General features: G+C 48.4%; 18 protein-coding genes. 10 read left to right on the plus strand and 8 right to left on the minus strand.

Annotated features, from left to right (window positions below):
• Nucleotides 1-11 precede the first annotated feature (11 nt).
• Nucleotides 12-482 (plus strand): methyltransferase family protein, encoded by a 471-nt coding sequence (locus tag L2712_RS09840; RefSeq protein WP_248977692.1) that lies wholly within the window; start codon nt 12-14, stop codon nt 480-482.
• Nucleotides 483-506: 24 nt separating this feature from the next.
• Here L2712_RS09840 and L2712_RS09845 read toward each other — a convergent pair whose 3' ends face one another.
• From L2712_RS09845 to L2712_RS09865, 5 genes are all read right to left on the minus strand, one after another.
• On the minus strand, nt 507-893 hold the full coding sequence (locus tag L2712_RS09845; protein ID WP_033537472.1) for a DUF3192 domain-containing protein: 387 nt from the start codon (nt 891-893) through the stop codon (nt 507-509).
• 151 nt (nt 894-1,044) lie between these two features.
• Nucleotides 1,045-1,815, minus strand: a complete 771-nt coding sequence (xni, locus tag L2712_RS09850; protein WP_248977693.1) for a flap endonuclease Xni — start codon at nt 1,813-1,815, stop codon at nt 1,045-1,047.
• Between the two features lie 18 nt (nt 1,816-1,833).
• Nucleotides 1,834-3,186: a nucleotide 5'-monophosphate nucleosidase PpnN gene (gene ppnN / locus L2712_RS09855; RefSeq protein ID WP_033537474.1), complete on the minus strand. Its 1,353-nt coding sequence runs from the start codon at nt 3,184-3,186 to the stop codon at nt 1,834-1,836.
• 70 nt (nt 3,187-3,256) lie between these two features.
• The gene (locus L2712_RS09860) at nt 3,257-4,813 is read right to left on the minus strand and encodes a GGDEF domain-containing protein (RefSeq protein WP_248977694.1); all 1,557 of its coding nucleotides are present in this window, start codon (nt 4,811-4,813) and stop codon (nt 3,257-3,259) included.
• A gap of 197 nt (nt 4,814-5,010) precedes the next feature.
• Nucleotides 5,011-7,161 carry a tetratricopeptide repeat protein gene (locus L2712_RS09865; protein ID WP_248977695.1) on the minus strand — a complete coding sequence of 717 codons (2,151 nt, stop codon included), beginning with the start codon at nt 7,159-7,161 and terminating at the stop codon, nt 5,011-5,013.
• A 125-nt stretch (nt 7,162-7,286) separates the two neighbouring features.
• Here L2712_RS09865 and L2712_RS09870 point away from each other — a divergent pair, with 125 nt between their 5' ends.
• Nucleotides 7,287-9,080 carry a M61 family metallopeptidase gene (locus tag L2712_RS09870; RefSeq protein WP_248977696.1) on the plus strand — a complete coding sequence of 598 codons (1,794 nt, stop codon included), beginning with the start codon at nt 7,287-7,289 and terminating at the stop codon, nt 9,078-9,080.
• A gap of 83 nt (nt 9,081-9,163) precedes the next feature.
• Here L2712_RS09870 and rdgC read toward each other — a convergent pair whose 3' ends face one another.
• Entirely contained in the window at nt 9,164-10,075 is a 912-nt protein-coding gene (gene rdgC / locus L2712_RS09875) for a recombination-associated protein RdgC (protein ID WP_033537478.1), read from the minus strand.
• 301 nt (nt 10,076-10,376) lie between these two features.
• On the opposite strand from rdgC, the gene L2712_RS09880 reads away from it, so the two are divergent.
• From L2712_RS09880 to L2712_RS09910, 7 genes are all read left to right on the plus strand, one after another.
• Entirely contained in the window at nt 10,377-11,327 is a 951-nt protein-coding gene (locus L2712_RS09880) for a porin (protein WP_033537479.1), read from the plus strand.
• 187 nt (nt 11,328-11,514) lie between these two features.
• A complete protein-coding gene (gene phoB / locus L2712_RS09885) occupies nt 11,515-12,204 on the plus strand; it encodes a phosphate regulon transcriptional regulator PhoB (protein ID WP_033537480.1) in 690 nt (229 codons plus the stop codon).
• Between the two features lie 282 nt (nt 12,205-12,486).
• Nucleotides 12,487-13,785: a phosphate regulon sensor histidine kinase PhoR gene (gene phoR / locus L2712_RS09890; RefSeq protein ID WP_033537481.1), complete on the plus strand. Its 1,299-nt coding sequence runs from the start codon at nt 12,487-12,489 to the stop codon at nt 13,783-13,785.
• Between the two features lie 248 nt (nt 13,786-14,033).
• On the plus strand, nt 14,034-15,005 hold the full coding sequence (locus L2712_RS09895; protein WP_033537482.1) for a PstS family phosphate ABC transporter substrate-binding protein: 972 nt from the start codon (nt 14,034-14,036) through the stop codon (nt 15,003-15,005).
• 932 nt (nt 15,006-15,937) lie between these two features.
• Complete coding sequence (locus tag L2712_RS09900; RefSeq protein WP_140946872.1) at nt 15,938-16,246, plus strand: hypothetical protein; 309 nt, start codon at nt 15,938-15,940, stop codon at nt 16,244-16,246.
• Nucleotides 16,247-16,346: 100 nt separating this feature from the next.
• Complete coding sequence (locus L2712_RS09905; RefSeq protein WP_033537484.1) at nt 16,347-16,964, plus strand: MarC family protein; 618 nt, start codon at nt 16,347-16,349, stop codon at nt 16,962-16,964.
• A gap of 623 nt (nt 16,965-17,587) precedes the next feature.
• Nucleotides 17,588-18,562, plus strand: coding sequence for an alpha/beta hydrolase (locus tag L2712_RS09910; protein ID WP_248977697.1), 975 nt, complete (start codon nt 17,588-17,590; stop codon nt 18,560-18,562).
• Nucleotides 18,563-18,573: 11 nt separating this feature from the next.
• Here the strand turns inward: L2712_RS09910 and L2712_RS09915 are convergent, their stop codons facing one another.
• The gene (locus L2712_RS09915) at nt 18,574-19,455 is read right to left on the minus strand and encodes a collagenase (RefSeq protein WP_033537760.1); all 882 of its coding nucleotides are present in this window, start codon (nt 19,453-19,455) and stop codon (nt 18,574-18,576) included.
• Between the two features lie 205 nt (nt 19,456-19,660).
• Between L2712_RS09915 and L2712_RS09920 the strand changes: the two genes are divergently transcribed.
• Entirely contained in the window at nt 19,661-21,445 is a 1,785-nt protein-coding gene (locus L2712_RS09920) for a M1 family metallopeptidase (RefSeq protein ID WP_033537485.1), read from the plus strand.
• An 849-nt stretch (nt 21,446-22,294) separates the two neighbouring features.
• On the opposite strand, the gene L2712_RS09925 is transcribed toward L2712_RS09920, so the two are convergent.
• Nucleotides 22,295-22,783 carry a glutathione peroxidase gene (locus tag L2712_RS09925; RefSeq protein ID WP_033537486.1) on the minus strand — a complete coding sequence of 163 codons (489 nt, stop codon included), beginning with the start codon at nt 22,781-22,783 and terminating at the stop codon, nt 22,295-22,297.
• Nucleotides 22,784-22,916: the final 133 nt, after the last annotated feature.

Below are 22,916 nucleotides of genomic sequence, written 5' to 3' on the forward strand. Positions count from 1 at the left end.
TGGAGAAGCATATGACAGGAGAGGATCGCCGAGGCGCCAGGGTAAAAGTGCCGCCACCGTTAATTTTTCTGGTTGCCATGGGGGCTGGTTACGCCTTGGAGCGGATCTGTCCACTAGCGCTAACACCTCATCCGGTTGGCCAGGTCGGCGGCGGGCTAATCTTGCTGGCTACTTGCCTGGTGTTATTACATATCATGTTGATCTTTAAGCGGCGTCATACGGCAATCGAGCCGTGGAAGCCCACGAAACACATCATCACCTCAGGCTATTACGCTTATAGCCGCAACCCCATCTATGTGGCTTTTTGTGGCTTTCCTGTGGGGCTGGGGATCATGCTGGGATCCCCCTGGCTATTGCTCAGCACCTTGCCTGCCTGCGCTGCAGTCTATTGGCTGGCTATTCGTCGTGAAGAGGCTTACCTGTTGGCTAAATTTCCCAAGGAGTATGGTGCGTATCAACAGAAGGTGAGGCGCTGGTTATAGCAGCGCCATTTCGAGCTGTAGTGATCAGCCGCCGATGGGAGAGTTGAGATATTGCTGGTAAGTATCTTGTCCCCAGGCGATTAGCTTATTATTTTTAAACAGCAGCGGCGTACATTCATCTCGGGTGGTTTCACCATCAGATTTGCTGTGGTGGGTACGATAGAACAGCACCTGTAGTGTGTCGTTGTTACTGCTTTTTGCCTCGGAAAAGTCAGCCTTACCCAAGAGGGTTTTTATCTGCTCTATGGGTTGGCCGATAGATAACTCGGTGAGTTTTGCATTGTTGTAGGCTTGCCTGTCCTCCCAATCCATATCATCAGGTGTTGGCTCATAAACCAGCACCACGACGGCGACAAAGGCAAGATAGGCCGCAAATATAGTGCCTATGATCACTGGGACTTTAGATTTCATATTTCGTAGAGATCCTTCCATGTAACGTGCGCATCTGCAGTGAATAAACCACTGCAACATATTGGTTACAATATAAAGCAGATGAAAAACGTATGGTAGTACCGTTTTCGCTTGTGATGGCCTGAAAGCCAAGAAATAAGTAACCGAATGTTTACGCCTCAGTCGGTTGTTCTGCCCTGAAATTCGCCAGGCGGGTGTTCAGGGGGATATCGGTTTGCAGTTGCACCAGCTTGTAGCTCAACCTGGCCATTGGCCTGCCGGCTTCGAGTTTCTTAGCCTGTTTGGCGCCAATCTTATCGAGAGAGGCATAAACATTGGCCAAAGTTCGAAAGGTTTTGAGTAGTTCACAGGCCGATTTGGGGCCTATTCCGGGTATGCCGGGGATCTTATTGCCGCTGTCGCCAGCCATGGCAAGATAATCGATGAACTGACTACGATCGACGCCCAATTGCTGCTCGCGATCTTCGATGGTGATCTGTTGCTGGTTAAAGTAGTCCCATAGGCTGATGCCAGGGCCGAGCAACTGGGTGAAGCCTTTATCGGTGGAGATGATAAGCGCTTCTCCCTTAGCTTTTACCGTCTTACTGGCCAGGGTTGCGATCACATCATCGGCTTCGGCATTGGCATCGATGGAGTGAAATCCTCGCTGCGCCAGATGCTCCTTTAGATTAGGTAGGGCATCGCTTAAAGCCGTGGGCATCGGCTTGCGGCCTTTCTTATAATCTTGATATAGCTGTTTACGCCAGGAGATGGCATCGCCGTCCCATACGAGGGCTACATGGGTGGGTTGATGTTTGGCCATGAGTTTACGACAGGCAGATGTCACGCGCTCTGGTAGTCCATTGACATCATTTTCATCGGGCTGGGCGGCGTGTATGCGCCGCACCAGGTTGAGTCCATCTATGATTAAAAATCGATTCATCGTCTATCTAGCGTTAAGTTAAGTGGCGATTCGGTAGCAGGGCACATATTCGCTGCCGGGCAGCTTCATACGTTGCTGACTGACGAAAGCCTGTAGCAGGGTGTCCATCAATCTCATTAACTCTTTGTCGCCTCTGAGCTCGAAGGGGCCTAAACGCTCTATCTCTCTCATGGTATCCATCTTGACGTTACCCGCGACTATACCAGAAAAAGCACGTCTCAGGTTGGCGGCCAGCTCAGCCTTGTTGTGCTGAAAGTAGAGATTGAGATTGCCCATGATCTCATGATCTGGGGTAAAGGGCAGCTGAAATTCAGGTTCTATCTTGAGTGACCAGTTGTATTGATAGGAATCGCCAGTATCTCTACGGTGTTGCTTAATCACAGTCATACCATGGCTCATGATCCGCGCAACGCGTACAGGATCGTCGATAACGATTTCATACTTGTTTTGCGCCTCTTCGCCCAGGGTCGCACCAATAAACTCATCTATCTTAATAAAGTATTCGGCGCTGTCTCTCGGGCCTGTGAGCACCAATGGGAACGGAATGTTGGCGTTCTCTTTGCAAAGTAAGATCCCCAGCAGATAGAGTAGCTCCTCAGCGGTACCCGCGCCGCCGGGGAAGATCACTATGCCATGACCTAAGCGCACGAATGCCTCGAGGCGCTTTTCGATATCTGGCAATATCACCAGCTCATTGACGATCTGATTGGGTGGCTCGGCGGCAATAATGCTGGGCTCAGTCAAACCGATATAACGCGCAGTGCGTACCCGTTGTTTGGCATGACCAATGGTGGCGCCTTTCATCGGCCCCTCCATGGCGCCAGGTCCACAGCCGGTGCAGATATCCATGCTGCGTAGTCCCAACTCATAACCCACTTCGCGGGTGTATTGATACTCTGTTGAATTGATACTATGACCACCCCAACAGACCACTATGTTAGGCTCTTGGCGAGGAATAACCTGAGCGTTACGCAAGATATCGAACACCACATTGGTGATATGGTTAGAGTTGGTTAAATTGATATTTTTGAGGTTGTCGTAGCGATCGCTGATATAGACGATATCCCTCAGCACGGCAAAAAGATGCTCTTGAATGCCAGCAATGATATTGCCATCGACAAAGGCCGCTTCGGGCGGGTTAACCAGTTCAATTTTGATGCCGCGTTCACGTCGCAGTACATTGATATTAAAATTGCGGTACTGCTCAAATAGACTGCAAGCGTCATCGCTCTCTAATCCAGAGGCGAGCACTGCCAAAGAGCAGTTGCGAAAGAGTTGGTAGAGTTCACTACTGGCATTTTGCTTGAGGCGATCGACTTCCAACTGGGAAAGTTGATCCATGCTGCCTCTGGGACTGATATTGACGATCATGGCGACTCCTTAGCAGTAGACGCAAGCCATGACACCGGGGGAAAGGATGAAATACCCAGGTTGCCCTGGGTTAGGCGTCAATAATCACTCTGTCTCTGCTTTCATGTTTGGCCTTGTAGAGTGCTGCGTCGGCGCGTTCGAAGGTTTCGCTTATCTGTTCGTTTTCAAGAATTTGTGCAGCACCTATTGATACTGTAACTGTAATTCTCTGATTTTTAAACTTAAAAGGAATATTTTTTACTTTCTCACGTACGCGGTTCAACAGGTGCTCAATATCGCTGGCCGAGACGTCAGGGATCAGTAGCACAAACTCTTCGCCGCCATAGCGAGCCACAAACTCAGATTCACGCAGCGAGTTCTTTAGCGCCATGGCAATCACCTGCAGCGTCTTATCGCCAGTGCTGTGACCAAAGTTATCATTGATCGATTTGAAGTGATCTATGTCTGCCACGGCGACCCAGAGTGGATGACGATGGCGCTGGTAGTTGCGGAACTCCTGTTCCATACGCTCTTCCAGCGCCGCACGATTGGGCAGCTGGGTCAGGGTATCGAGCAGGTTGAGCTTTTGTTGTTCAAACAGGCGCTCTTTGTAGGCGTTGGCTTCTTTACTCAGCTCGTTAAGCTCATCGCGCATGGTTTCCATCGACTTGCGCAGCATCGCCTGTTCACGTTGTTCAAGCGCTTCTTTGCGCCCTAGCGCGGTGCGAATCGAGGCGAGCTGTTCGGTGACCTGTAACTTGAGTTGGCCGAGATCATCAATGTCGATAATGGCATCACCAACGTTATCGACGCGCGAATTGATCTCGCGGTTGAGCTGCTTCTTGAGCTGATAGCTGCGCTGGTTGCTGTTATAGGAGTCGTTGACCACCTCACGCACCGCAGAGAGAGCATCATTGAGTGCGTAGAGAAATTCCTGTGAGGCACTTTTTTCTAGGGCGATATTTTCCAGCAGCAGTGAGAGTATGGTCTGGTAGGCATCTATTAGCCCATCAACATCAATCTCGGCGGCCAGATAATCTTTGATCACTAACACCTGATCGCGCTGATCTTTACGAAACTCGATCTCTGAGATCATCTGCGCCAACTCATGAGCCTGCTGCCTGTGCTTGGGTAGTACGACTAACTTATCGCCCTGGTTGAGCTGCTCATTCATGATGGCTTCGAAAAAGCCAACCAGCCGCTCTACTTTGGGGAAATAATCCCAATAGGTATGAAATGGCTTACTGAGATCTTGCTTATAATAGGCGAGCTCTTTTTTCAGTTTTTCCGGTACAGAGTCGACACGCTGTAGCTGACGAATCACCTTAGAGAGACTGGTCCGCCCCTCTTCGAGCTGACTTATTACATGGTGGTATTGCTGCTTGAGAAGTTGCTCCACCTCGAGCAGATCGGGTAATGCTTCATCGATATGTTCGATAGTGCTCAGGTTGTGGCGTAGCTTGGCCAGCTTGTTGTCGAGTTCAATGCTTTGACCCTTACAGGCCAGGCTAAGGTGACCAATAAATTGCAATAGTGAGTTTTGGCTTTGGTTTTTTTGTTCTGTGAGTTCAGCTAATGCAGATTTGGCAGAATGAAGTTTCTGCTGAAGGAGTGATACCTTGGAAAGGCTTGTCATCGCGTCTTTCATTCTAGACCTTGTAAATAAGCTTCAGCGTAGGTTGAAAGTTGAAACTTCTATTTGGTAATGCGCTTAGAAGTCGCCGAATTATTTTACCATTGGCTAATAGAGACCTGTATGACTTCAATGGTATCCGATCCAATAGGTTATGCAAATAAACGTTAGAGGGTATGTGACCCACGCAGGATAGTTTCGTTAAATTATATCTACAGCTCATTATTTGCTCCCTGCCATTTGGGCCATTGGATGAGGGCCTTGTTCTCGTTGCTTTCGACCTTAACCAAGCCTCGGCCAATTCCTTTTTCCAAGTGTAAGTATAGCGGGTTAGACAAAATTGCAGCAGGAGCAAAATTAAGTGGCGTAATGGTGACATAACAATCTTTGTGTTTACCTAGACTCATAGCGCCTGCGACCAGCATCTGTAGTACGTTAAAATAGGTCTCAGGTGTCACTTTTATGTCGGGATTGCTTAGTAAAGGCACCTTGATAACGCCCAGGCTGAAATGAACTGATTGCATCTGAGGCTGTTCATCCAATACTGTTCGAATCTGTTCCAGCAAGGCCTCTGGTGACTTGAACTGTTTGAGGCTGATCAGCAGATGCCCTGGGCGGATTAAGAAGCTTTCCCCGTCTAAGCTGCGATTCAGGGTATCCATTAACCTTGCCGTGGTCTCCAAGTAGATGTCGCTGCCTAGAGTGAGATCTTGTTTATAGCCGCCATCGAGAGAGATAAGAGCTAACTGCACCGTTTCCTTACTGTGGGCAAAATGTTCGATAAAGCCGTTATAACCGGGCAGCTGAGTCATTGGCTCCTGCTTCACTTTTTGCTTCAGTGTGGCCAACTCCTGTTTCAGTTTGGCTTTGCCGCGCCATTGGTTGAAGCCCACCAGCGCCAGTAGCAAACTGATGATAAAGATGAGGCTCGCTGCTAGTCTGGATTGATGGTTCTGCTTCTCTTGCGCTTTAGCTTCTGATTGCAGTTGGTTCAACTGCAACTTGAGTTTCTGCTCTGCCAGCACGCTAGGGTTATAGTCGGAAGGCGGGGCGCTGTTTGTGACGAGTTCTTGGCTGAGCTTGCTTAACTGATCCAGAGCATCGAGGGCTTTTTCGATATCGCCAAGCTCCTTTAGGGCGCGCGTTTTATACTCTAATGCCTCGAACATCTGTTCGGGGAGTTGCTTTTCTCGCGCCAACACGAAAGCTTTGGAGGCATAGGCATTAACCATGCTCCAATCACCTAATTTAGTGGCGACTTGAGCGATCAGCAGATCGTTATAGATAAGGTAATGATTGCTCTTTTTTTGTAAGAAGAGGCCGTTGGCCTTGAGCAGGTTAGTCAGCGCTCTTTTAGGCTCATTATTGTTAAAGTAGGCCTCGCCTAAGTTGTGCAAGTTCAGGGCTTGGGCGGTGAGGTTGCCGCGTCTGACATCTATCTGTTGGGCGTTGAGGTAATAATCGATCGCCTGGTTCCACAGTTGCTGCTCACCATAGACCATAGCGATCACCGTCATGGCGCTGGAGAGGAAGTTGTCTTTACCTACTAGAGTAAAACCATCTGCGGCTTTATGAGCATAGGTGAGGGCTTCGTCCCAAGACTTAAGATCTCTGTATACCCTTGCTAAGCGCAGCGACAAGATGGCATTTAAGAAGGGCTTGTCTAAACCTTCGGCTAGCCGAATCGCCTCAGTATAATGTTGTAGTGCCTTGGCATATTGCTCCTCGCTGTTGTAATAGCGCCCGAGTGTCGCCTCAGCCTTGGCAATCAAATAATCGTCTCTTAGTTGGTAAGCGAGTTCACGGTATTGATTCAAGTGAGTGAGAGCTGCGCTTTTTTGCAGAGTAATACGATAAACGTCTCCCAATTGGTATTGAATACTGTGTAATAACAGTTGAGTGGGGAGATCTTCGCTCTGTTTTAACTGCTCCAGAGCCTGTTGATAGTAGATGATTGCTTGCTGATAATCTTGCTTGTCTCGACCGGCCTTTCTGCCCTCTAGCATTAATAGGTAGGCCTTGTCGTAGGCGGTATCGGCGATGCTCCTTAGTTGGGTCATGATGCGCTGCGCCTGCTCTAGCGCATTGTCTGCTCCGATGCCTGGCTCCAGATAGACTCGTGCAAGCCATTGCAGTTGCTGCTCTAACTCTTCTGGGCTGTAGCCTTGGGTCTCTGCCAGTCGGTTAAACTCTATCTCATTGGTAAAATCAATCGGGAAGGAGAGGCTGGCACTGATCTCTTGATAAAATTCAGCTGCCGATTCTTTAAATTTGACCTCTTTGCTGATCAATTGGCTGAAGGCCGCGTTGGCCGTGGCTGAGTAGCAAAAAAACAACACAAGGCTATAGAGAAAAATGCGCATTTTGTAGCATCACCGAGCCGCAGGCGGGCATATTATGTTTTTAGAATTCTGTCCGCAGTGGCGGGGTAAATCGGGTTATACTGACGAACTTCACATAACAACTATGATAACAGAAGGAAGCCAGAGTGAAACTAGCTGTACCCTTGATTTTGATTTTTAGTCCTTTTTTCCTATCTCAAGCCCACGCAGATGTTAATTATAAGATCGATCTGACAACACCAGACCATCACCTGGCCAAGGTGGAAGTTGCGTTTCCTGCCTCTAACGCCAAACAGCTTAAGATCAATCTCCCTGTATGGCGCACCGGCAAATATCAGGTATTACCATTAGCCGATGCCATTCGTCATTTTAAGGCTGAGGATGATTCAGGTAAGGCGCTCGAGTGGCAGCGCACCGCGAGCGGCGAATGGCAGGTTAGTCTCGTTGAGCCCTCTCAGGTTAAGGTTTCTTACCAAGTCTATGCCAACACACTGGGTCAACGTGTGACGCATATCGATAGCAGCCATGCCTATTTAGATGCCAGCGGGGTGTTTGTTTACAGCCCTGAATTTCGCGACCAGCAGGTTAAGGTGTCGCTAGAGGTGCCTGAACAATGGCGTAGCTACTCAGGTATGGACGCAATCGGCCCACATAGCTTTAGCGCTGACAATTATGATGTGTTGGTGGATTCCCCCATAGAGACGGGAATTAACCAACATAGACGTTTTTCAGCTGATGGCCGCGACTATGAGTTAGTCATATGGGGAGAGGGTAACTATGATATCGACAAGATGGTTGAGGATCTCACTAGGCTCAGCGGACAGGCAAAAGCAATTTGGGATGGTTATCCTTTTGAGCGATATGTATACATGGTACATGCAACGAGCGGGGCAAGCGGCGCGACAGAGCACCTTAATTCAACCGTTATCCAGCGTCCGCGCTTTAGTTTTCGTGAGCGCAAAGATTACTTAGGTTTTATCAAGACCGCCTCCCATGAATTTATTCATACCTGGAATGTGAAGGCTTATCGTCCTCAGGGATTGGTGCCCTATGATTATCAGGATGAGGGGATCACCGAGTTGCTTTGGATAGCCGAAGGCTCGACCAGCTATTTTCAGAGTCAGTTGCTCCTGCGTGCAGGCGTTATCACGCCGAAAGAATTTTTAGAGGATCTGGCCAAACGCATCGGCCGTAACGAACAGACTCCTGGGCGCGAGGTGCAAGCGATTGCCGAGGCGAGTGCCGGTCAGTGGGTGAGTGGTGGGGGAGATTATGCCCGAAATCACAGCAGCAATATCTATTCAGAGGGCTATTTGACCTCATTGGCGCTGGACTTCAGCCTACTGAACGAGACTCAACTAAAGGCATCTTACCGGGATCTACATGCTAAGTTGTACCAAGAGTACAGGCTACCGGCCGGTTACCGCGTTGCCGATGTGCAGCAACTACTCGCTGACTTGTCCGGCAAAGATTATGCTGACTGGTGGCAGCGCCATGTCAATCAGCCCCTGGCGCTAGATTTTGACGCCTTGTTGGCAAAGGCGGGTCTGCAGCGAGACTATGGCAAAGATAATAAGGCGATTGCCGATGCAGGTATGGAGATTGCCGGCAGCTTGCGCCTGAGTCATGTAAGGCGTGAAGGCCCGGCTTGGCGTGCTGGCATAGTGGCGGGCGATGAGCTGGTGGCGATTAATGGCCTTAAGGTGACTGCAAAGGGGTTTGAGGAGCGTATTAAAGACTTTAAGCCGGGCGACACTATCCGTGTGACCCTGTTTAGCAATGACACCCTGAAAGAGGTTTCCTTAACCTTAGGCCTGCAGCCGAGTGAGAAGCTAAAACTGACCAGTGTAGATAAGCCTAACCGTCAACAAAAAGCCTTCTTCAAGGCTTGGCTTGGCATTGACTGGCCCTTTGATGCGTCGGGCAAGTTGAAAGATTAAGTCGGCGCGAATAATAAAAAACCACCCATTCGGGTGGTTTTTTTACTGCCTTACTGTGGAAAGCAAAGCTTGATATGGCTGGCTTACAGACTATCTTCCAGGCCGCCAAGCACTTCAACTAGCGAGTTCATCAAGGCGATCAGTTCGCTGCCCATCAGGGCAAAGTCGGCATCGAGACGGGCGAGCGGGTCTTCGTTACCCACTTCGTCATTGTGAGCCCTAAACTCTTCGGAGAACTTAAGGCGTTTGATGCCAGCATCTGATTGCAGCACGAAGGCGATAGACTGACCGAAATGCAGCGCCAGTTTGTGAACCTGTTTGCCTACCTCGATATGTGCAAGCACCTCGTTTTCGGTCAGGTCTTGTTGCTTAAAGCGCACTATGCCGCCTTCATCAGAATCAGACTTGAGCTCGGCTTCATCTTGCATCTCAAAAGGGGCTGGCGTGCTGTTGCTCTTGAGCCACTCGGTCATCTGGGTCTCGATAGGCGTCTTGAAGCTCATAGGGATCACAGGTAGCGAACCTAAGGCTTTACGCAGCAGAGCCAGCAGTTCTTCTGCTTTAGTAGCGCTGGATGAGTCGACTAAGATCATCTCGATTTCAGGCAGGATCAGCGCGTGGATCTGGCTACGACGAGAGAAGGCGCGCGGCAGTAGGGTAGTGGTGATCTCATCCTTAAGAGCGTCTTTCTCTTTCTTAGCCAGTTTGCGGCTTTCTTCGGCTTCGATCTGCGCTACTTTTTCATCTAAGGCTTCTTTGATCACCTGTGATGGCAGGATCTTTTCCTCTTTCGTGGCACAGATAAGATGTCTGTTTTCGGCGCTGTGTACTAAGGTGTGGCCGAGTTTGCCCAGTGCCTTTGAAAAGCCAAATTTGCTGATGTCCTGGCTGGAACAGGGAGAAAAGGTAAAGTCTTCCAGGGACTTCTCTAGCGCTTCGGTATCGACAGAGAAAGGTTTATTAAAACGATATACAGTAAGATTCTTAAACCACATGATAGGCGCTCAATCAAAAATAAAGCCGCAGTGTAAGCCATTGCGCCGCGCGGGTAAACCGCTAACATTTTTCGCCAAAATGTCACAAAAAACGCCCAGGTGACATAATTCATTAAACTGTAATATTTCTAATCCTTGCTCTGAAGTGCCCATGGTTGCTGGGATTGCCGCTAGCGGGCCTCGTTGACTTCTAATCAATTACTCAGTCGCTAAATACTTGAAATAAAACTGCAACATAAAAATTGCAAACTTTCGGCCGTCCAAACCAATAACCAAGACGAACAAACGTCGAAAGGATTAAATGATGAACGTTTTTTGTAAAACACTACTCGCTTCTGCGCTAGCTACTGCCACTCTTGCTTCTGCACACGCTGCAGATCCTTTGACTGTTTACGGCAAACTAAACGTAACGGCTCAATCCAACGATGTAGATGGTGATGCAACGACGACTATTCAGAGCAACGCTTCTCGCTTTGGCGTGAAGGGGGCTTTCGAGCTAAGCAGCTCGCTGGAAGCTTTCTACACTGTTGAGTATGAAGTGGACACTGGTGATGACGTTAAGGAAAACTTCAAGGCTCGTAACCAGTTCGTTGGTGTAAAAGGTAACTTCGGTGCTGTTTCTATTGGCCGTAATGACACCATGCTTAAGATTTCACAAGGTAAAGTTGATCAGTTCAACGACCTGTCTGGTGACCTGAAAAACCTGTTCAAGGGTGAAAACCGCATTGAACAAACAGCGACTTACATGACGCCTAATTGGAGTGGTTTCAAGTTAGGTGTGACCTATGCTGCTGAAGGCGCAAGCTCACAGTATGGACAAGACGGTTTCAGTGTTGCCGCAATGTACGGTGATGCCAAGCTGAAAAAGACCCCAGTATTTGCCTCTATTGCCTATGATGCTGACGTTAAAGGCTACGAAGTTGTTCGTGCCACCATTCAAGGTAAGGTTGCAGGCCTGAAGCTTGGCGGTATGTACCAGCAGCAGGAAGAGACTTATAAGAAAGATGGTACTGAGGTTGTCGGTGCAGACAGCAAGACGGGTTACCTGTTTAGCGCATCTTACACAATTGATGCGGCAGTATTAAAAGGTCAGTATCAAGACATGGAAGATAAAGGTGATTCTTGGTCAGTCGGTATTGATTATAAGCTAGGTAAGCCAACTAAAGTGCTGGCATTCTACACTAACCGTGATTTTGAAGGTGACGACACTACCGATAAGTTCTTTGGCGTAGGTCTAGAACACAAGTTCTAAATTATTGATAAATAAGAGTCACCCGCGAGTCGGGTACTTGATAAAGGGAGGCTGATGCCTCCCTTTTTAGTGTAAGATTTATGACAAAATTAGCCGTTTTATGACAAACTAGCCCGGCGGTTTCATAATTTTGTAATAAAAAAGACCAATAATGGACACGTGGGAATTCACAGATAGAAGATCGCATATGACTGCTAGGATTTTGATAGTTGAAGATGAGCTAGCCATCCGAGAGATGTTAGCTTTTGTTTTAGAACAACATGGATTCACGACAACTACAGCAGAGGATTTCGACTCGGCATTGGATATGTTGTCAGAGCCCTATCCAGATTTGGTATTGCTTGATTGGATGTTCCCAGGTGGAAGTGGTATCCAGTTAGCGAAGAAGCTACGCCAGGATGAGTTTACTCGTCACATCCCGGTTATCATGCTGACGGCGCGTGGTGAAGAGGAAGATAAGGTCAAAGGGCTCGAGGTGGGCGCCGATGATTATATCACCAAGCCCTTCTCACCTAAGGAGCTGGTGGCACGTATCAAGGCGGTTATGCGCCGTGCTGCGCCGACGGCTCTGGAAGAGCCAATTGACGTACAAGGATTGGTACTCGATCCTGTGAGCCACCGCGTGACGGTAGGTGAGCAGGTGCTTGAGATGGGACCGACCGAATTTAGGTTGCTCCATTTCTTCATGACCCATCCCGAGCGCGTCTATAGCCGCGAGCAGCTGTTGGACAACGTTTGGGGCACCAATGTGTATGTCGAAGACAGAACTGTCGATGTGCATATTCGTCGACTGCGTAAGGCGGTAGAACCGTCGAACCATGATCGCCTAATTCAAACCGTTCGTGGGGCGGGGTATCGTTTTTCGACCCGTCTATAGGGCCTGTATATTTGTGGCTTACTTTATGTTCAGGCTAAACACCTTTAAGCGGTAGTAATGAGAAAAGGTGTTTAGATGACCCTTAGGGGCAGCGGCTATTATCTCTTTTTTTCAGTAATCGCATGATGATATCGAGTAAGGATATTACTCATGTTTAGCCTTGAAAAAACATAATAGCGCGCTGCAGACACATACAGCAAAGGTCAACAGACCCTAGCAAATGGATAGGCACAAGAGGCAATATAAGCTATCTTGTGCCCATTCGCTCACTATGGCTTATCTATGTTTGATTCATATTCAGGGTATCAACTACTCACTCGACTAGTGATATATCTACTGCTCTGTCTTGCCGTTGGATTACTCATAAATCAAGTGCTGTGGATCATGTTGCTCGGCAGCCTCGCCTTGCTCGCCTGGCACTATAAACAGATATCTAGACTCAATTATTGGCTATGGCGCGATAAGCGTCTGACACCGCCCAATGGCAGTGGCAGCTGGGAAGGGGTGTTTAATGGTATCTATCGCCTGCAAGGGAAAAACAGAAAGCGCGTTAGTCAGTTAGCCTATCTTCTCGCCCGTTTCAGACAGGGGGCCGAGGCATTGCCCGATGCGGCTGTGGTGCTCGATTCAGAAAACAATATTGCCTGGTGTAATAAGCTGGCACAGCTGCTACTTGGCCTGGTATGGCCCCAAGATAATGGTCAGCGGATCGACAACCTAATCCGTCACCCTGACTTTGCTAAATACCTAAGGCAAGCCGATTTCGATGAGCCATTCGAGTTGATCGATACCCATAGCGATGGCCGAGTGTTAGAGATACGCATCATGGACTATGGCTCGGGGCAACGTTTGCTTATTGCCAGGGACATTACCCGTATTCGGCAACTTGAAGGGATGCGCAAGGAGTTTGTGGCCAACGTCTCTCACGAGCTCAAGACGCCGCTGACGGTGTTGCAAGGATACCTCGAGATGATGCAGGGGATGGCTGAGCCAGATTCGCCCAATCTCAAGGCGGTTTCACAGATGCAGCAACAAACCAATCGCATGCGATCTATGGTCGAGCAGCTGCTGGTGTTGTCGCGCATCGAAGATGGCAGCGCCGTTAACCTGGAGACCAAGGTGAATATGGGGCACCTCATCGATACCTTAAAAGAGGAAGCACTGGCCTTGGCCATGGATCAGTATGAGCTGACGATTCAGGCCGAACCCGGGCTGAACCTCTATGGCAGTGAGGTGCAGTTACGAAGTGCCTGCTCTAACTTGGTGTCTAATGCGATTCGTTATACGGAGCCCGGCGGCAAGATCACCATCTGCTGGAAACGGGTGCCTCTGGGGGCCGAATTTAGCGTGACCGATACGGGAGAGGGGATAGCGCCCCAGCACCTTACCCGACTGACCGAGCGCTTTTATCGGGTCGACAGCGCCCGTTCGCGTCAAAGTGGTGGAACCGGACTTGGCTTGGCCATTACTAAGCACGCCCTTAGTCACCATCAGAGCGATCTCATGATTGAGAGTAAGCTAGGTGTGGGGAGTCGCTTTAGTTTTATCATTCCTAATCACCTGCTCGATATACAGCGTTAGTCAGGGTAAGCTTGCTCACACGCCGTCATTATTGACGGCGTTTTTTATGGCGGCCAACCATGACGCAATCTTGACGATTTAATGTCAAACTCAATATAAAGAGGTGAAAATCGGCGTTTACGACAAGTTTATTAGCAGTTGTCATCTAAGTGTCACATCACAGTCATAGACTTGTCACTGTTGCGATTGATACTAGCTGCAACTTAAATGAAACGAGTAAGCAAGTCCGCTTAACACTGGAGCATAGAATGAAACTTAAACAGCTTGTCGGTGCGGTGAGTTTAACAGCCGCTAGTGTATTCTCAGCAGCCTCTGTGGCCGCTCTTGATCCATCACTGCCAACTTATGAGAAGAGCAGCGGTGTATCAGGTAACCTATCTTCTGTAGGTTCAGACACTTTAGCCAACATGATGACCCTATGGGCGGAAGAGTACAAAGAGATGTACCCTAACGTTAACATTCAGATTCAAGCCGCGGGTTCTTCTACTGCGCCACCAGCACTGACTGAAGGTACTTCACAGTTCGGCCCTATGAGCCGTAAGATGAAGCCTAACGAAATCGAAGCCTTTGAAAAGCATTACGGTTACCAGCCAACAGCTATCCGTGTTGCTATCGATGCCCTGGCGGTATTCGTACACAAGGATAACCCAATCAAGGGCCTAAGCATCGAGCAGATCGACGGTATCTTCTCTGCAACACACAAGTGTGGTGGTAGCGATGTTCAGCGTTGGAGCGATGTAGGCTTGGACGGTTCTTGGGCGGCTAAAGACGTACAGCTATATGGTCGTAACTCAGTATCTGGTACTTACGGTTACTTCAAGAAGAAGGCTCTTTGTAAGGGCGACTTCAAGGCTAACGTGAACGAGCAGCCTGGTTCTGCATCAGTGGTTCAGTCAGTTTCTCAATCACTTAACGCTATCGGTTACTCAGGTATCGGTTATAAGACAGCAGGTGTGAAAGCGGTTGCTATCTCTAAGAAGGGTGACAACTTTATCGAAGCGACTGCCGCTAACGCCGCTGACGGTAGCTACCCACTATCACGTTACCTGTACGTATACGTGAACAAGCATCCTAACAAAGATTTGGCACCACTTGAGCGTGAATTCCTGCGCTTCGTACTGTCAAAGCAGGGTCAGCAAATCGTAATGAAAGACGGTTATGTACCACTACCACGTAGTGTGACAGCTAAAGACCTGGAAAAAGCGGGTATCCGTCTGTAAGACTACCGCTTGATATAGAAAAGGCCTCCTAGTGAGGCCTTTTTTGTCTTCCAAATAAGACGATATTTTGTTTGCTTGAGTCGTATTTGACTGCAATCTCATTTGTTGAGTGTGTTTGAATGGCTCACCTTCATGGCAAGTTAACGCCTGCCGGGCGGGTGCTGTACATGGAAGTATCAATGTCGCGGTCACATGGTCAGTGATGTTCCATACATTACTCTGACATTTCCCACATCCCTATGGGTCAGATGTGATGGAGCGACGTATGTGCAGATTGTTAGAAGTTGAAACGTCAACCTGAGGATTAGCTTGATAGGTTTTTGATGGTCAATCCATTACTGTTACTAATAGCCTGCGGCTCGCTGATGTGCAGATACATCTGCTACACGCCGTGCATCCGTCCGTGGAGGCTCGACGATGGCATCCCTGCCATCGACGTCCGCAGATGCATCTACACTTGGTATCTAACGTATCTTCGATTTGGCCGTGTTTGGGGGTGACAAAGGGAATGAAAAAGCTGATTTGGTTTTGCCCCGAAGTGAGTTGTTGGTCAGCCAGTAAATCGCAAAATTACTACTCAATAATTTCTTATCTAAGTCCTGTTTGTGCGATTCACCACAAGAAGTAGAAACTGGACAGATACACAGTCATATTTAAATTATGTGACTTTTGGGTGATTTTAAGCCTAAATTCGTGCGCGTTTTGCCGTTGTTGATGATGTAAACCATCTTAAAATCAACTGATTGCAATCCTTGTCAAGTAGATAATAGGTTTGGAAAAAGCGCATGCGCGTTTTTCCAGATGGATTACTTATATGAAAAGCGGCAAAATGTTGATAAGTTCATTACATACAGATAGTTAACTGTGCGCGTTTTCACTGGTCCAACGAGGTAAATGCGCATGCGCACTAATAAAATGTTATGAGTATTGATATGGAATACAGTGTTCATTTTTCACTGACTATTCAAAGTCTTGATGGTTCGAAAGCGGCATCGTTCGGTAAGCGAATGACGCTGCCGTTTGTGCCATTTATAGGTCTGCGATTGGCGGAGAGAGAAGGAGCCACTGATCCCGTGGTATCTGTGGTTTGGTCCGCATTAGATCAGGAGTTCCGCTGTCATATCGACTCCTCAGAAGTTGAAATGGCCGACGGCTACGATTTGGACATGGCCTTTCTGATCGACCAAGCAAAAGCCAATGGCTGGGAAGGAGCTGGTCGTATTTATGACACCAACTCATAACAAGGCCATTAAGGTCGTTCCGGGCCGATGGCCCTCCACCGGACGGCTTTCAGCCGCCGCTTATGGCTGGCGTTAGCTCTATAACAGAAATGGTAACCGAATGAATGATCTATATACTCAAGTGATCACCGTCTTTTTAGGTTTTTTTGCCATCATGAATCCTATCGCTAATACCGCAGCCTTTGCTGGTCTGGTAGGAGGTAAAAGCAAAGCAGAGCAAATTAAAATTGCATCGAAAGCACTCATTATTACATTTATTGTAATTCTATCTTTTGCTCTACTTGGAAAGGCAATTTTTCATTTATTTAGCATCACCATCTCCGCATTGAGGATAACTGGGGGCATTTTGGTGTTTCTTGTCGGGTATCACATGCTTAATGGGCATAGTTCCAAGATGCATTCAGCTGAAGGTAGTGAAGAAACGGATATCGCGGTATCGCCCCTGGCAGTCCCTCTTCTTGCTGGGCCTGGAACCATAGCAACGGCAATGAATTATTCTTCCTCAGGAGGAATAGCGGGGATATTAGTGACTGTTTCTGTATTTGCAGTTATGTGTCTTATCACTTTCGTCTGCTTTATTTTTAGTTCAAAGATTCTGGCAGTAATAGGTGAAAGTGGTCTTAGTATTGTCACTCGACTAATGGGGCTAATTCTTGCTGTCATGGGAACGCAAATGGTGATTACTGGGGTAACCACTGTTGTCAGTAACATCAGCTAGCAAGGCCATCCCAAATCGCCCTTCAGGCAGGACGTCGCTGACGCTCCGCTTTTTTAGTGGCGTTATCACATAGAAAACTCACATATATAGATCTGAGGTTCTAACTCGGTGTGAACACAGTTATGACCTTGTGAGGCACATCCATTTATTGACATCTATGTCTAACGCCCTGTTTGGCATCCATGTCTCTTGTTCATAGGTATGAAGCTTGGCATCAGTCACTGTGTCACAAATGTGTTTGCACATAAGCCTGCCGCAGGCAATTCAAAACCATGAAGGTAAATGTCGGCAAATTCAGGATAAAAAAAAGCGACCTTGATGAGGTCGCTCTAAGTTCCAAATTCGGAATCTAAGGATAGTTGCGCTAGAAACTATCTAAAGGGAATGATGATGAACGGTCAACACACTGATGATTAATTAAGACCTGTCACTGGATTAACTAATCGATGCAAATTCTGTTCATATAATCAGAGTACTTTCATCGGGTTTAGTTCAGAAAATTTTTTAAATATTTTCATATTTTTCAAAAAACCTCATTAAATCAATTAAAAAACTTCATGTTAAGCCTTGCCTAAAGTAGGCTTGGGTATCTGATTCATTCGCGACTTTAGGGACAATCTTCCATGAAATCTTCTTTCCTAACTGTGCCATTCGCGCCATTAACCATATTCTGCGTGAGTATCACATCCTTCTGCCTAGCCGCTGAGCCGATAAAAGCTGAGCAGATAAATGCCGGGCAGATAGTGGCAGGAGAGAGGGCGGCAGGGGAGAGCGCTTTAAGTGCGATTGAGCTAGGAAAGGTTGAAATCTCCCGCACTCAGGTCTTTGAGCTCACAGACCCCGTGAGTAAGCGGGTGTATCCACTTTGGGTCAAGTTACCGCGCTCTTATCAGCCTGATAGCACGAGGCGTTATCCTGTGATCTATGTGTCCGATGCGCCTTACGCCTTTCAGATCGTCTCGGGCATGACCCGCTTTCCCATGAATAGCGGCAAGATGCGTGAGGCCATCATAGTCGGGCTCTCCTATGCCAAAGGAGATAAGGGGCCGCAGAGCCGAGTGCGCGACTATACCCCATTCACCGATACAGATTGGAAGCTGACCACTGGCGGCGCCAGCCACTACGCAGATTATCTGCAGACTCAGGTTTTGCCCTTCATGGCCGAGCACTACCGGGTGGATGACAAGGAGCGCACCTTCGTGGGCAACTCGCTCGGTGGCCTGCTGGGTGCCTATCTGCTGCTTGAACGGCCGAATCTGTTTGCTAATTATGTGCTGGGCAGTCCGTCGGTGTGGTTTAAAGGCGAGCAGATCTTATCCCTGAAGGCCAAGGAGAGAGCCAAGGAGAAACAGCTGCTAAAACGCCGGATCTTTTTGGCGGTCGGCGCGCTGGAGACGCCGGATAAAGGTGACATGCAACACGACATGGTGGCCGGGGCGGATAAACTTAGGGCGCATTTAAAGCATCAGCTAGGCGATCTCATAGAGCTGGAGTCGCTCACCATTGAGGGAGCGCGTCACGAAATCGCCTTTCCCACCACGGCGAGCCAAGGCCTTTATTGGCTCTTGGCACGTGATGGTCAAAACAGCACTCGGTAAGAGGCTTAGCCTTAAGGCGTTTGATTTGAAGAGGCGCTGGCTGGATTCAGACGCTTAAGCCAGGCCTGAAATTCTGCATCCATGCTGGTGCCCCATTGGGTAACCAGGGCCTGATACCTGGGGTAGTCGCCCTTGCGGGTAAAGCCGAGCATAGTCTCTATTTTGTCTCTGTGGTGCTCCATCATGAAGCGCACCGCCAGATAACCCCAGCGATAGATGCGATCTGTCCCGCCATTTTGCTCATAGCTGGTGTTAAACAGCTCGCTGAGTTCGAACTGCTGTTTGGCGATGATCGCTATGGCCGCCGGGTTGTCATCGCCCTGTGAGATATATTCTCCCAAGCCTTCACTCCACCATACTAAATGAGGCAGTAGCGGCGCAGGTTTAGGGCAATACTCGGGGGCGCTGTGAGAGTCATGTAAAGATGCGCAGAAATCGCCATAGAGATTGAAGTGACCGTCGAGGTAATGCACATACTCGTGGGCCAGATTCCAGATCTGCCCGTTGCGCTCGTAAGCCACAAATTCGGCCTGATTACCTTCCTGATGAGGCAGTCCCTCTAAAAACATGCCGCCGTTGTCGCTGGGCACGTTAAAGTGCGCCGTGACATAACGGGTGTAGTCCTCGCGGCTGTGGTAAACATTGGCGCGCATGCGCTGATTGTTGTCATTGGCTACCGGCTTACCTTGGGTACCAAATAGCTGGTGGAACTTGGCCTCTTGTTTCTGCATTAGTGTGCAGGCTTGGGTGATTTGCTCCTTAGTCAAAGCCTGGGAGCGTATGGTGATCGTGGGGCTGCAGTCGTGGTGTTGACTTAAGACCTGTTGCAAGGAGGCAACGGGAGAGGTTTCACCTGCCTGCAAGGCAAAGCAGGTCAGCAAAGGCAGAGCCATCGCTGTAATACGTGTTAGGGCTGGCTGAGACACTGGGGTTTCCTTATTGTTATTTTTGTATAAAATATCCCAATTGTTCCATTTTCAATCGGTGAAGTCAATTTACACCCGCTTATCAAGATGAGCCCTTTGCTAGCGGCGATGACATTCGAGGCTACCGGGACTAAAATGGCACCAGCCCTTCATCATAAAAAAAGGATTCCTTGTGGCAGAGCAGTGGGATAATCAACAAGACCATCATTCGTTTGCTAATGTCGATGACCTCAGGGTCACACACCTGAGTCTGGCCTTAAGCGTCGACTTTGCAGCGCAGCAACTGAGTGGCAGCGCCCGTTTAACCTTGGACTATCGCGATGGCGATTGTCGCAGCCTCTATCTCGACACGCGTGAACTGACTATCAAGAGTGTGCATGACCAGGCTGGTAATGCCTTGGCATTTCAGCTCGACCAGCAAGATAGCGTGCGCGGTCAGCGCCTGGTGATCACACTCGTCGAGCCCAGCAGCGAGGTTATCGTCAATTACCATACCTCGCCTCAGGCCCAGGGCTTACAGTGGTTATCGCCAGAGCAGACCAGCGGCAAGCTGCTTCCGTTTCTGTTCAGTCAGTCGCAGCCTATCAATGCGCGTAGCTGGGTGCCACTGCAAGACACCCCAAGGGCCAGAATCACCTTTGATGCCGAGATAAAAGTGCCCAAAGGGATGCGCGCCGTGATGAGTGCCATGAATCATGGTGATGCCCCCTTAGAGGGAATATTCCATTTCGAGATGGAAAAGCCAATTCCTACCCATCTGTTGGCCATTGCCGTCGGGGATCTGCACTTTGGCGCTATCGGTCCTCGCACTGGGGTATACGCCGAACCTCAGATGTTGAGTGCGGCGGTGAAGGAGTTTGAAGATACCGAGAAGATGGTCGAGATCGCCGAATCCCTGCTGGGGCCTTATGCCTGGGGACGATACGACATGTTGGTGTTGCCGCCAAGCTTTCCATTTGGCGGCATGGAAAACCCCAGACTCGCCTTTATGACGCCGACGCTGATCGCAGGAGACAAGAGCCTGGTATCGACCGTTGCCCATGAACTGGCACACTCCTGGACTGGTAATCTGGTCAGCAATGCCACCTGGCGTGATCTCTGGCTAAACGAGGGCTTTACCACCTATTTCACTAACCGTATTGTCGAAGCTGTGTATGGCAAGGAACTGGCTGAGCTTGAGGTGGTACTGGAATATGGTCGCCTCAAAGAGGAGCTTATCAGTATGCCTCTCACCTCGCAGACTCTGCCGGCCAATGTGCAGGCGGGTGACCCAAATGATGCCTTTAACCGCTTTACCTATGATAAGGCCTCCATGTTTGTTCATGAGCTGGAGCATCGCCTTGGCCGCGCCGACTTCGACCGTTTTCTGTTTGATTATGTAAATCATTTTGCCTTTCAGGCGATCACCACAGAAACCTTTGTCGAGTACGCCAAGTCAACCCTGCTGACCCAATATGGTGATAAGTTAACTGAGGCCGAGTTGCTGGAGTGGCTCTATGGCACTGGGATGCCATCTTGGTTTGTGCCGCCCACTTCCAATAGTCTGGAGAAGGTCGATCATCTGCGTACTGCCTGGCTCGCCGGTGAGCCCCTCAATAAGGCCAATACGGCTGATTGGCGCGTACACCATTGGCAATATTTTTTAAACAGCCTGCCCGAGGTGCTCGACCAGCAGGCGCTGATCGATCTCGATACCTGTTTCGATTTCAGCCGTAGCACCAATGCCGAAATCGCCTGTGATTGGTATCGAGTGGCGATCCGTAATCAATATGATCCTGTACTGCCTTTCGTTGAGGCATATTTGATTAAAATAGGTCGGGGGAAGTTTGTCAGGCCCCTGTATAACGAGCTGTTGCTGGCGGGATATCAGCAGGAGGTGCGTAGCATCTATCAAAAAGCGAGAGGAGGGTACCATCCATCGCTGTCGGTACACCTAGATAAACAGTTGCTGGGCTAGGTAAAAAAAATGGCAACCCAAGGGGTTGCCATAACAATTAATATGGAGAAAGAAACTTGTGCGCTAGCGAAATTTCTTGGCTCCAGAGACCAACAAGGTCTCAAAGGGAGATGATGAACAAACAATGATGAAAAATCTGTTACTCCTTATCAGAGTCATCATCTTTCACTTAGTTCCCCAGTGATTCAAAAAAAATTGATAAATTGTCATTTTCTCGCCTTAGGCGCTTCCAGGCTCAAAAATCCCATCAAAAAGACAAAAAAAATGGCAACCAAAGGTTGCCATAAAGCTAAATAGTGTCGAGTTATTAACCTATTGCGCTAGCGAGGTTAATGCTCTTGGGACCAATCGGTCGCCAAAGGGAAATGATGATGAACAATGAAACATAAACCAGGTATTCGCAGTAAAGCTTACTTTGCAACGAGTTACCCAATCCGCTAATCCGTTCACTTAATCAGAGTCAGCAAGTCCCGATTAGTTCAATAAAGCTTATAAAAATTTCAGATTTTTTTTCTAAGTCCCAGGAAAGTGGCCATTTTTATGGGTTTTCAACGGGCCTGTATCTTGAGGCCTTGTATGCCTCTGTCCAACTTAGATGTCCATTCGATGACAGACATTTAACGACTAAATTTTAATTAACATTATGATAATTATGGATTAATAAAAAAAGGCAACCAAGGAGGGTTGCCTGTCGATCTATGCAGATCTAGGGGGACTGCGCTAGAAGTCCCTGGGAGAATGATGAACATGAAAAAGCAAATCTTCGCGTTCAATATTTGGAGTATTCAAACAGTGATAAGTTCAAAAAATAAACAAAAATGTTTGAAAATATTTCCAACATTCTCTTATCTACTTGGATTGGTTAACTAAAGCTGAAATTTTTTCTGACAATGATTCGGGGGTCGTGGTGGGAGCGAAGCGCTCCAGCACTTTTCCTTCGCCATCTACCAGAAATTTAGTGAAGTTCCATTTAATCGATTCGCTACCCAACAGGCCTTTAGCCTCACGTTTGAGGTATCGATACAAGGGATGTGCCTGGTTGCCGTTAACCTCTATCTTGGCAAATAGCGGAAAGTTTACGCCAAAGTTTAATTCACAGAACTGACTTATCTCACTTTCGTCTCCCTGCTCCTGCTGACCAAACTGGTTGCAAGGAAAGCTAAGTACGGCAAATTTTTCCGGGCCAAACTGGTCATAGAGTGCTTGTAGGGCCTGATATTGCGGCGTAAAGCCGCACTTACTGGCGGTATTGACGATAAGCAGTACCTTACCTTTGAAATCTGCCATCGACTGGGTGCTGCCGTCGATACGGGTCAGTGAAAAATCATAAATAGACATAGTCGCTTCCTCTCGTTGATGGGATTAGCCTAGCAGTAAAATAGATTGCGCGCAATTTAAATAAGGTTCATTAGGGAAGACACCGACATTGGAGGTGGACTGTGCGGCTTATCTGTTAGCCATCTTTGTAGGT

The sequence above is a fragment of the Shewanella marisflavi genome, from assembly GCF_023283925.1.
GTDB classification, from domain to species: domain Bacteria; phylum Pseudomonadota; class Gammaproteobacteria; order Enterobacterales; family Shewanellaceae; genus Shewanella; species Shewanella marisflavi.

Excerpts from the sequence above, each read along its gene's own strand:
- L2712_RS09840 (WP_248977692.1), top strand. The coding sequence starts at position 12 with ATGACAGGAGAGGATCGCCGAGGCGCCAGGGTAAAAGTGCCGCCACCG.
- L2712_RS09845 (WP_033537472.1), bottom strand. The coding sequence starts at position 893 with ATGAAATCTAAAGTCCCAGTGATCATAGGCACTATATTTGCGGCCTAT.
- xni (WP_248977693.1), bottom strand. The coding sequence starts at position 1,815 with ATGAATCGATTTTTAATCATAGATGGACTCAACCTGGTGCGGCGCATA.
- ppnN (WP_033537474.1), bottom strand. The coding sequence starts at position 3,186 with ATGATCGTCAATATCAGTCCCAGAGGCAGCATGGATCAACTTTCCCAG.
- L2712_RS09860 (WP_248977694.1), bottom strand. The coding sequence starts at position 4,813 with ATGAAAGACGCGATGACAAGCCTTTCCAAGGTATCACTCCTTCAGCAG.
- L2712_RS09865 (WP_248977695.1), bottom strand. The coding sequence starts at position 7,161 with ATGCGCATTTTTCTCTATAGCCTTGTGTTGTTTTTTTGCTACTCAGCC.
- rdgC (WP_033537478.1), bottom strand. The coding sequence starts at position 10,075 with ATGTGGTTTAAGAATCTTACTGTATATCGTTTTAATAAACCTTTCTCT.
- L2712_RS09880 (WP_033537479.1), top strand. The coding sequence starts at position 10,377 with ATGATGAACGTTTTTTGTAAAACACTACTCGCTTCTGCGCTAGCTACT.
- phoB (WP_033537480.1), top strand. The coding sequence starts at position 11,515 with ATGACTGCTAGGATTTTGATAGTTGAAGATGAGCTAGCCATCCGAGAG.
- phoR (WP_033537481.1), top strand. The coding sequence starts at position 12,487 with ATGTTTGATTCATATTCAGGGTATCAACTACTCACTCGACTAGTGATA.
- L2712_RS09895 (WP_033537482.1), top strand. The coding sequence starts at position 14,034 with ATGAAACTTAAACAGCTTGTCGGTGCGGTGAGTTTAACAGCCGCTAGT.
- L2712_RS09900 (WP_140946872.1), top strand. The coding sequence starts at position 15,938 with ATGGAATACAGTGTTCATTTTTCACTGACTATTCAAAGTCTTGATGGT.
- L2712_RS09905 (WP_033537484.1), top strand. The coding sequence starts at position 16,347 with ATGAATGATCTATATACTCAAGTGATCACCGTCTTTTTAGGTTTTTTT.
- L2712_RS09910 (WP_248977697.1), top strand. The coding sequence starts at position 17,588 with ATGAAATCTTCTTTCCTAACTGTGCCATTCGCGCCATTAACCATATTC.
- L2712_RS09915 (WP_033537760.1), bottom strand. The coding sequence starts at position 19,455 with ATGGCTCTGCCTTTGCTGACCTGCTTTGCCTTGCAGGCAGGTGAAACC.
- L2712_RS09925 (WP_033537486.1), bottom strand. The coding sequence starts at position 22,783 with ATGTCTATTTATGATTTTTCACTGACCCGTATCGACGGCAGCACCCAG.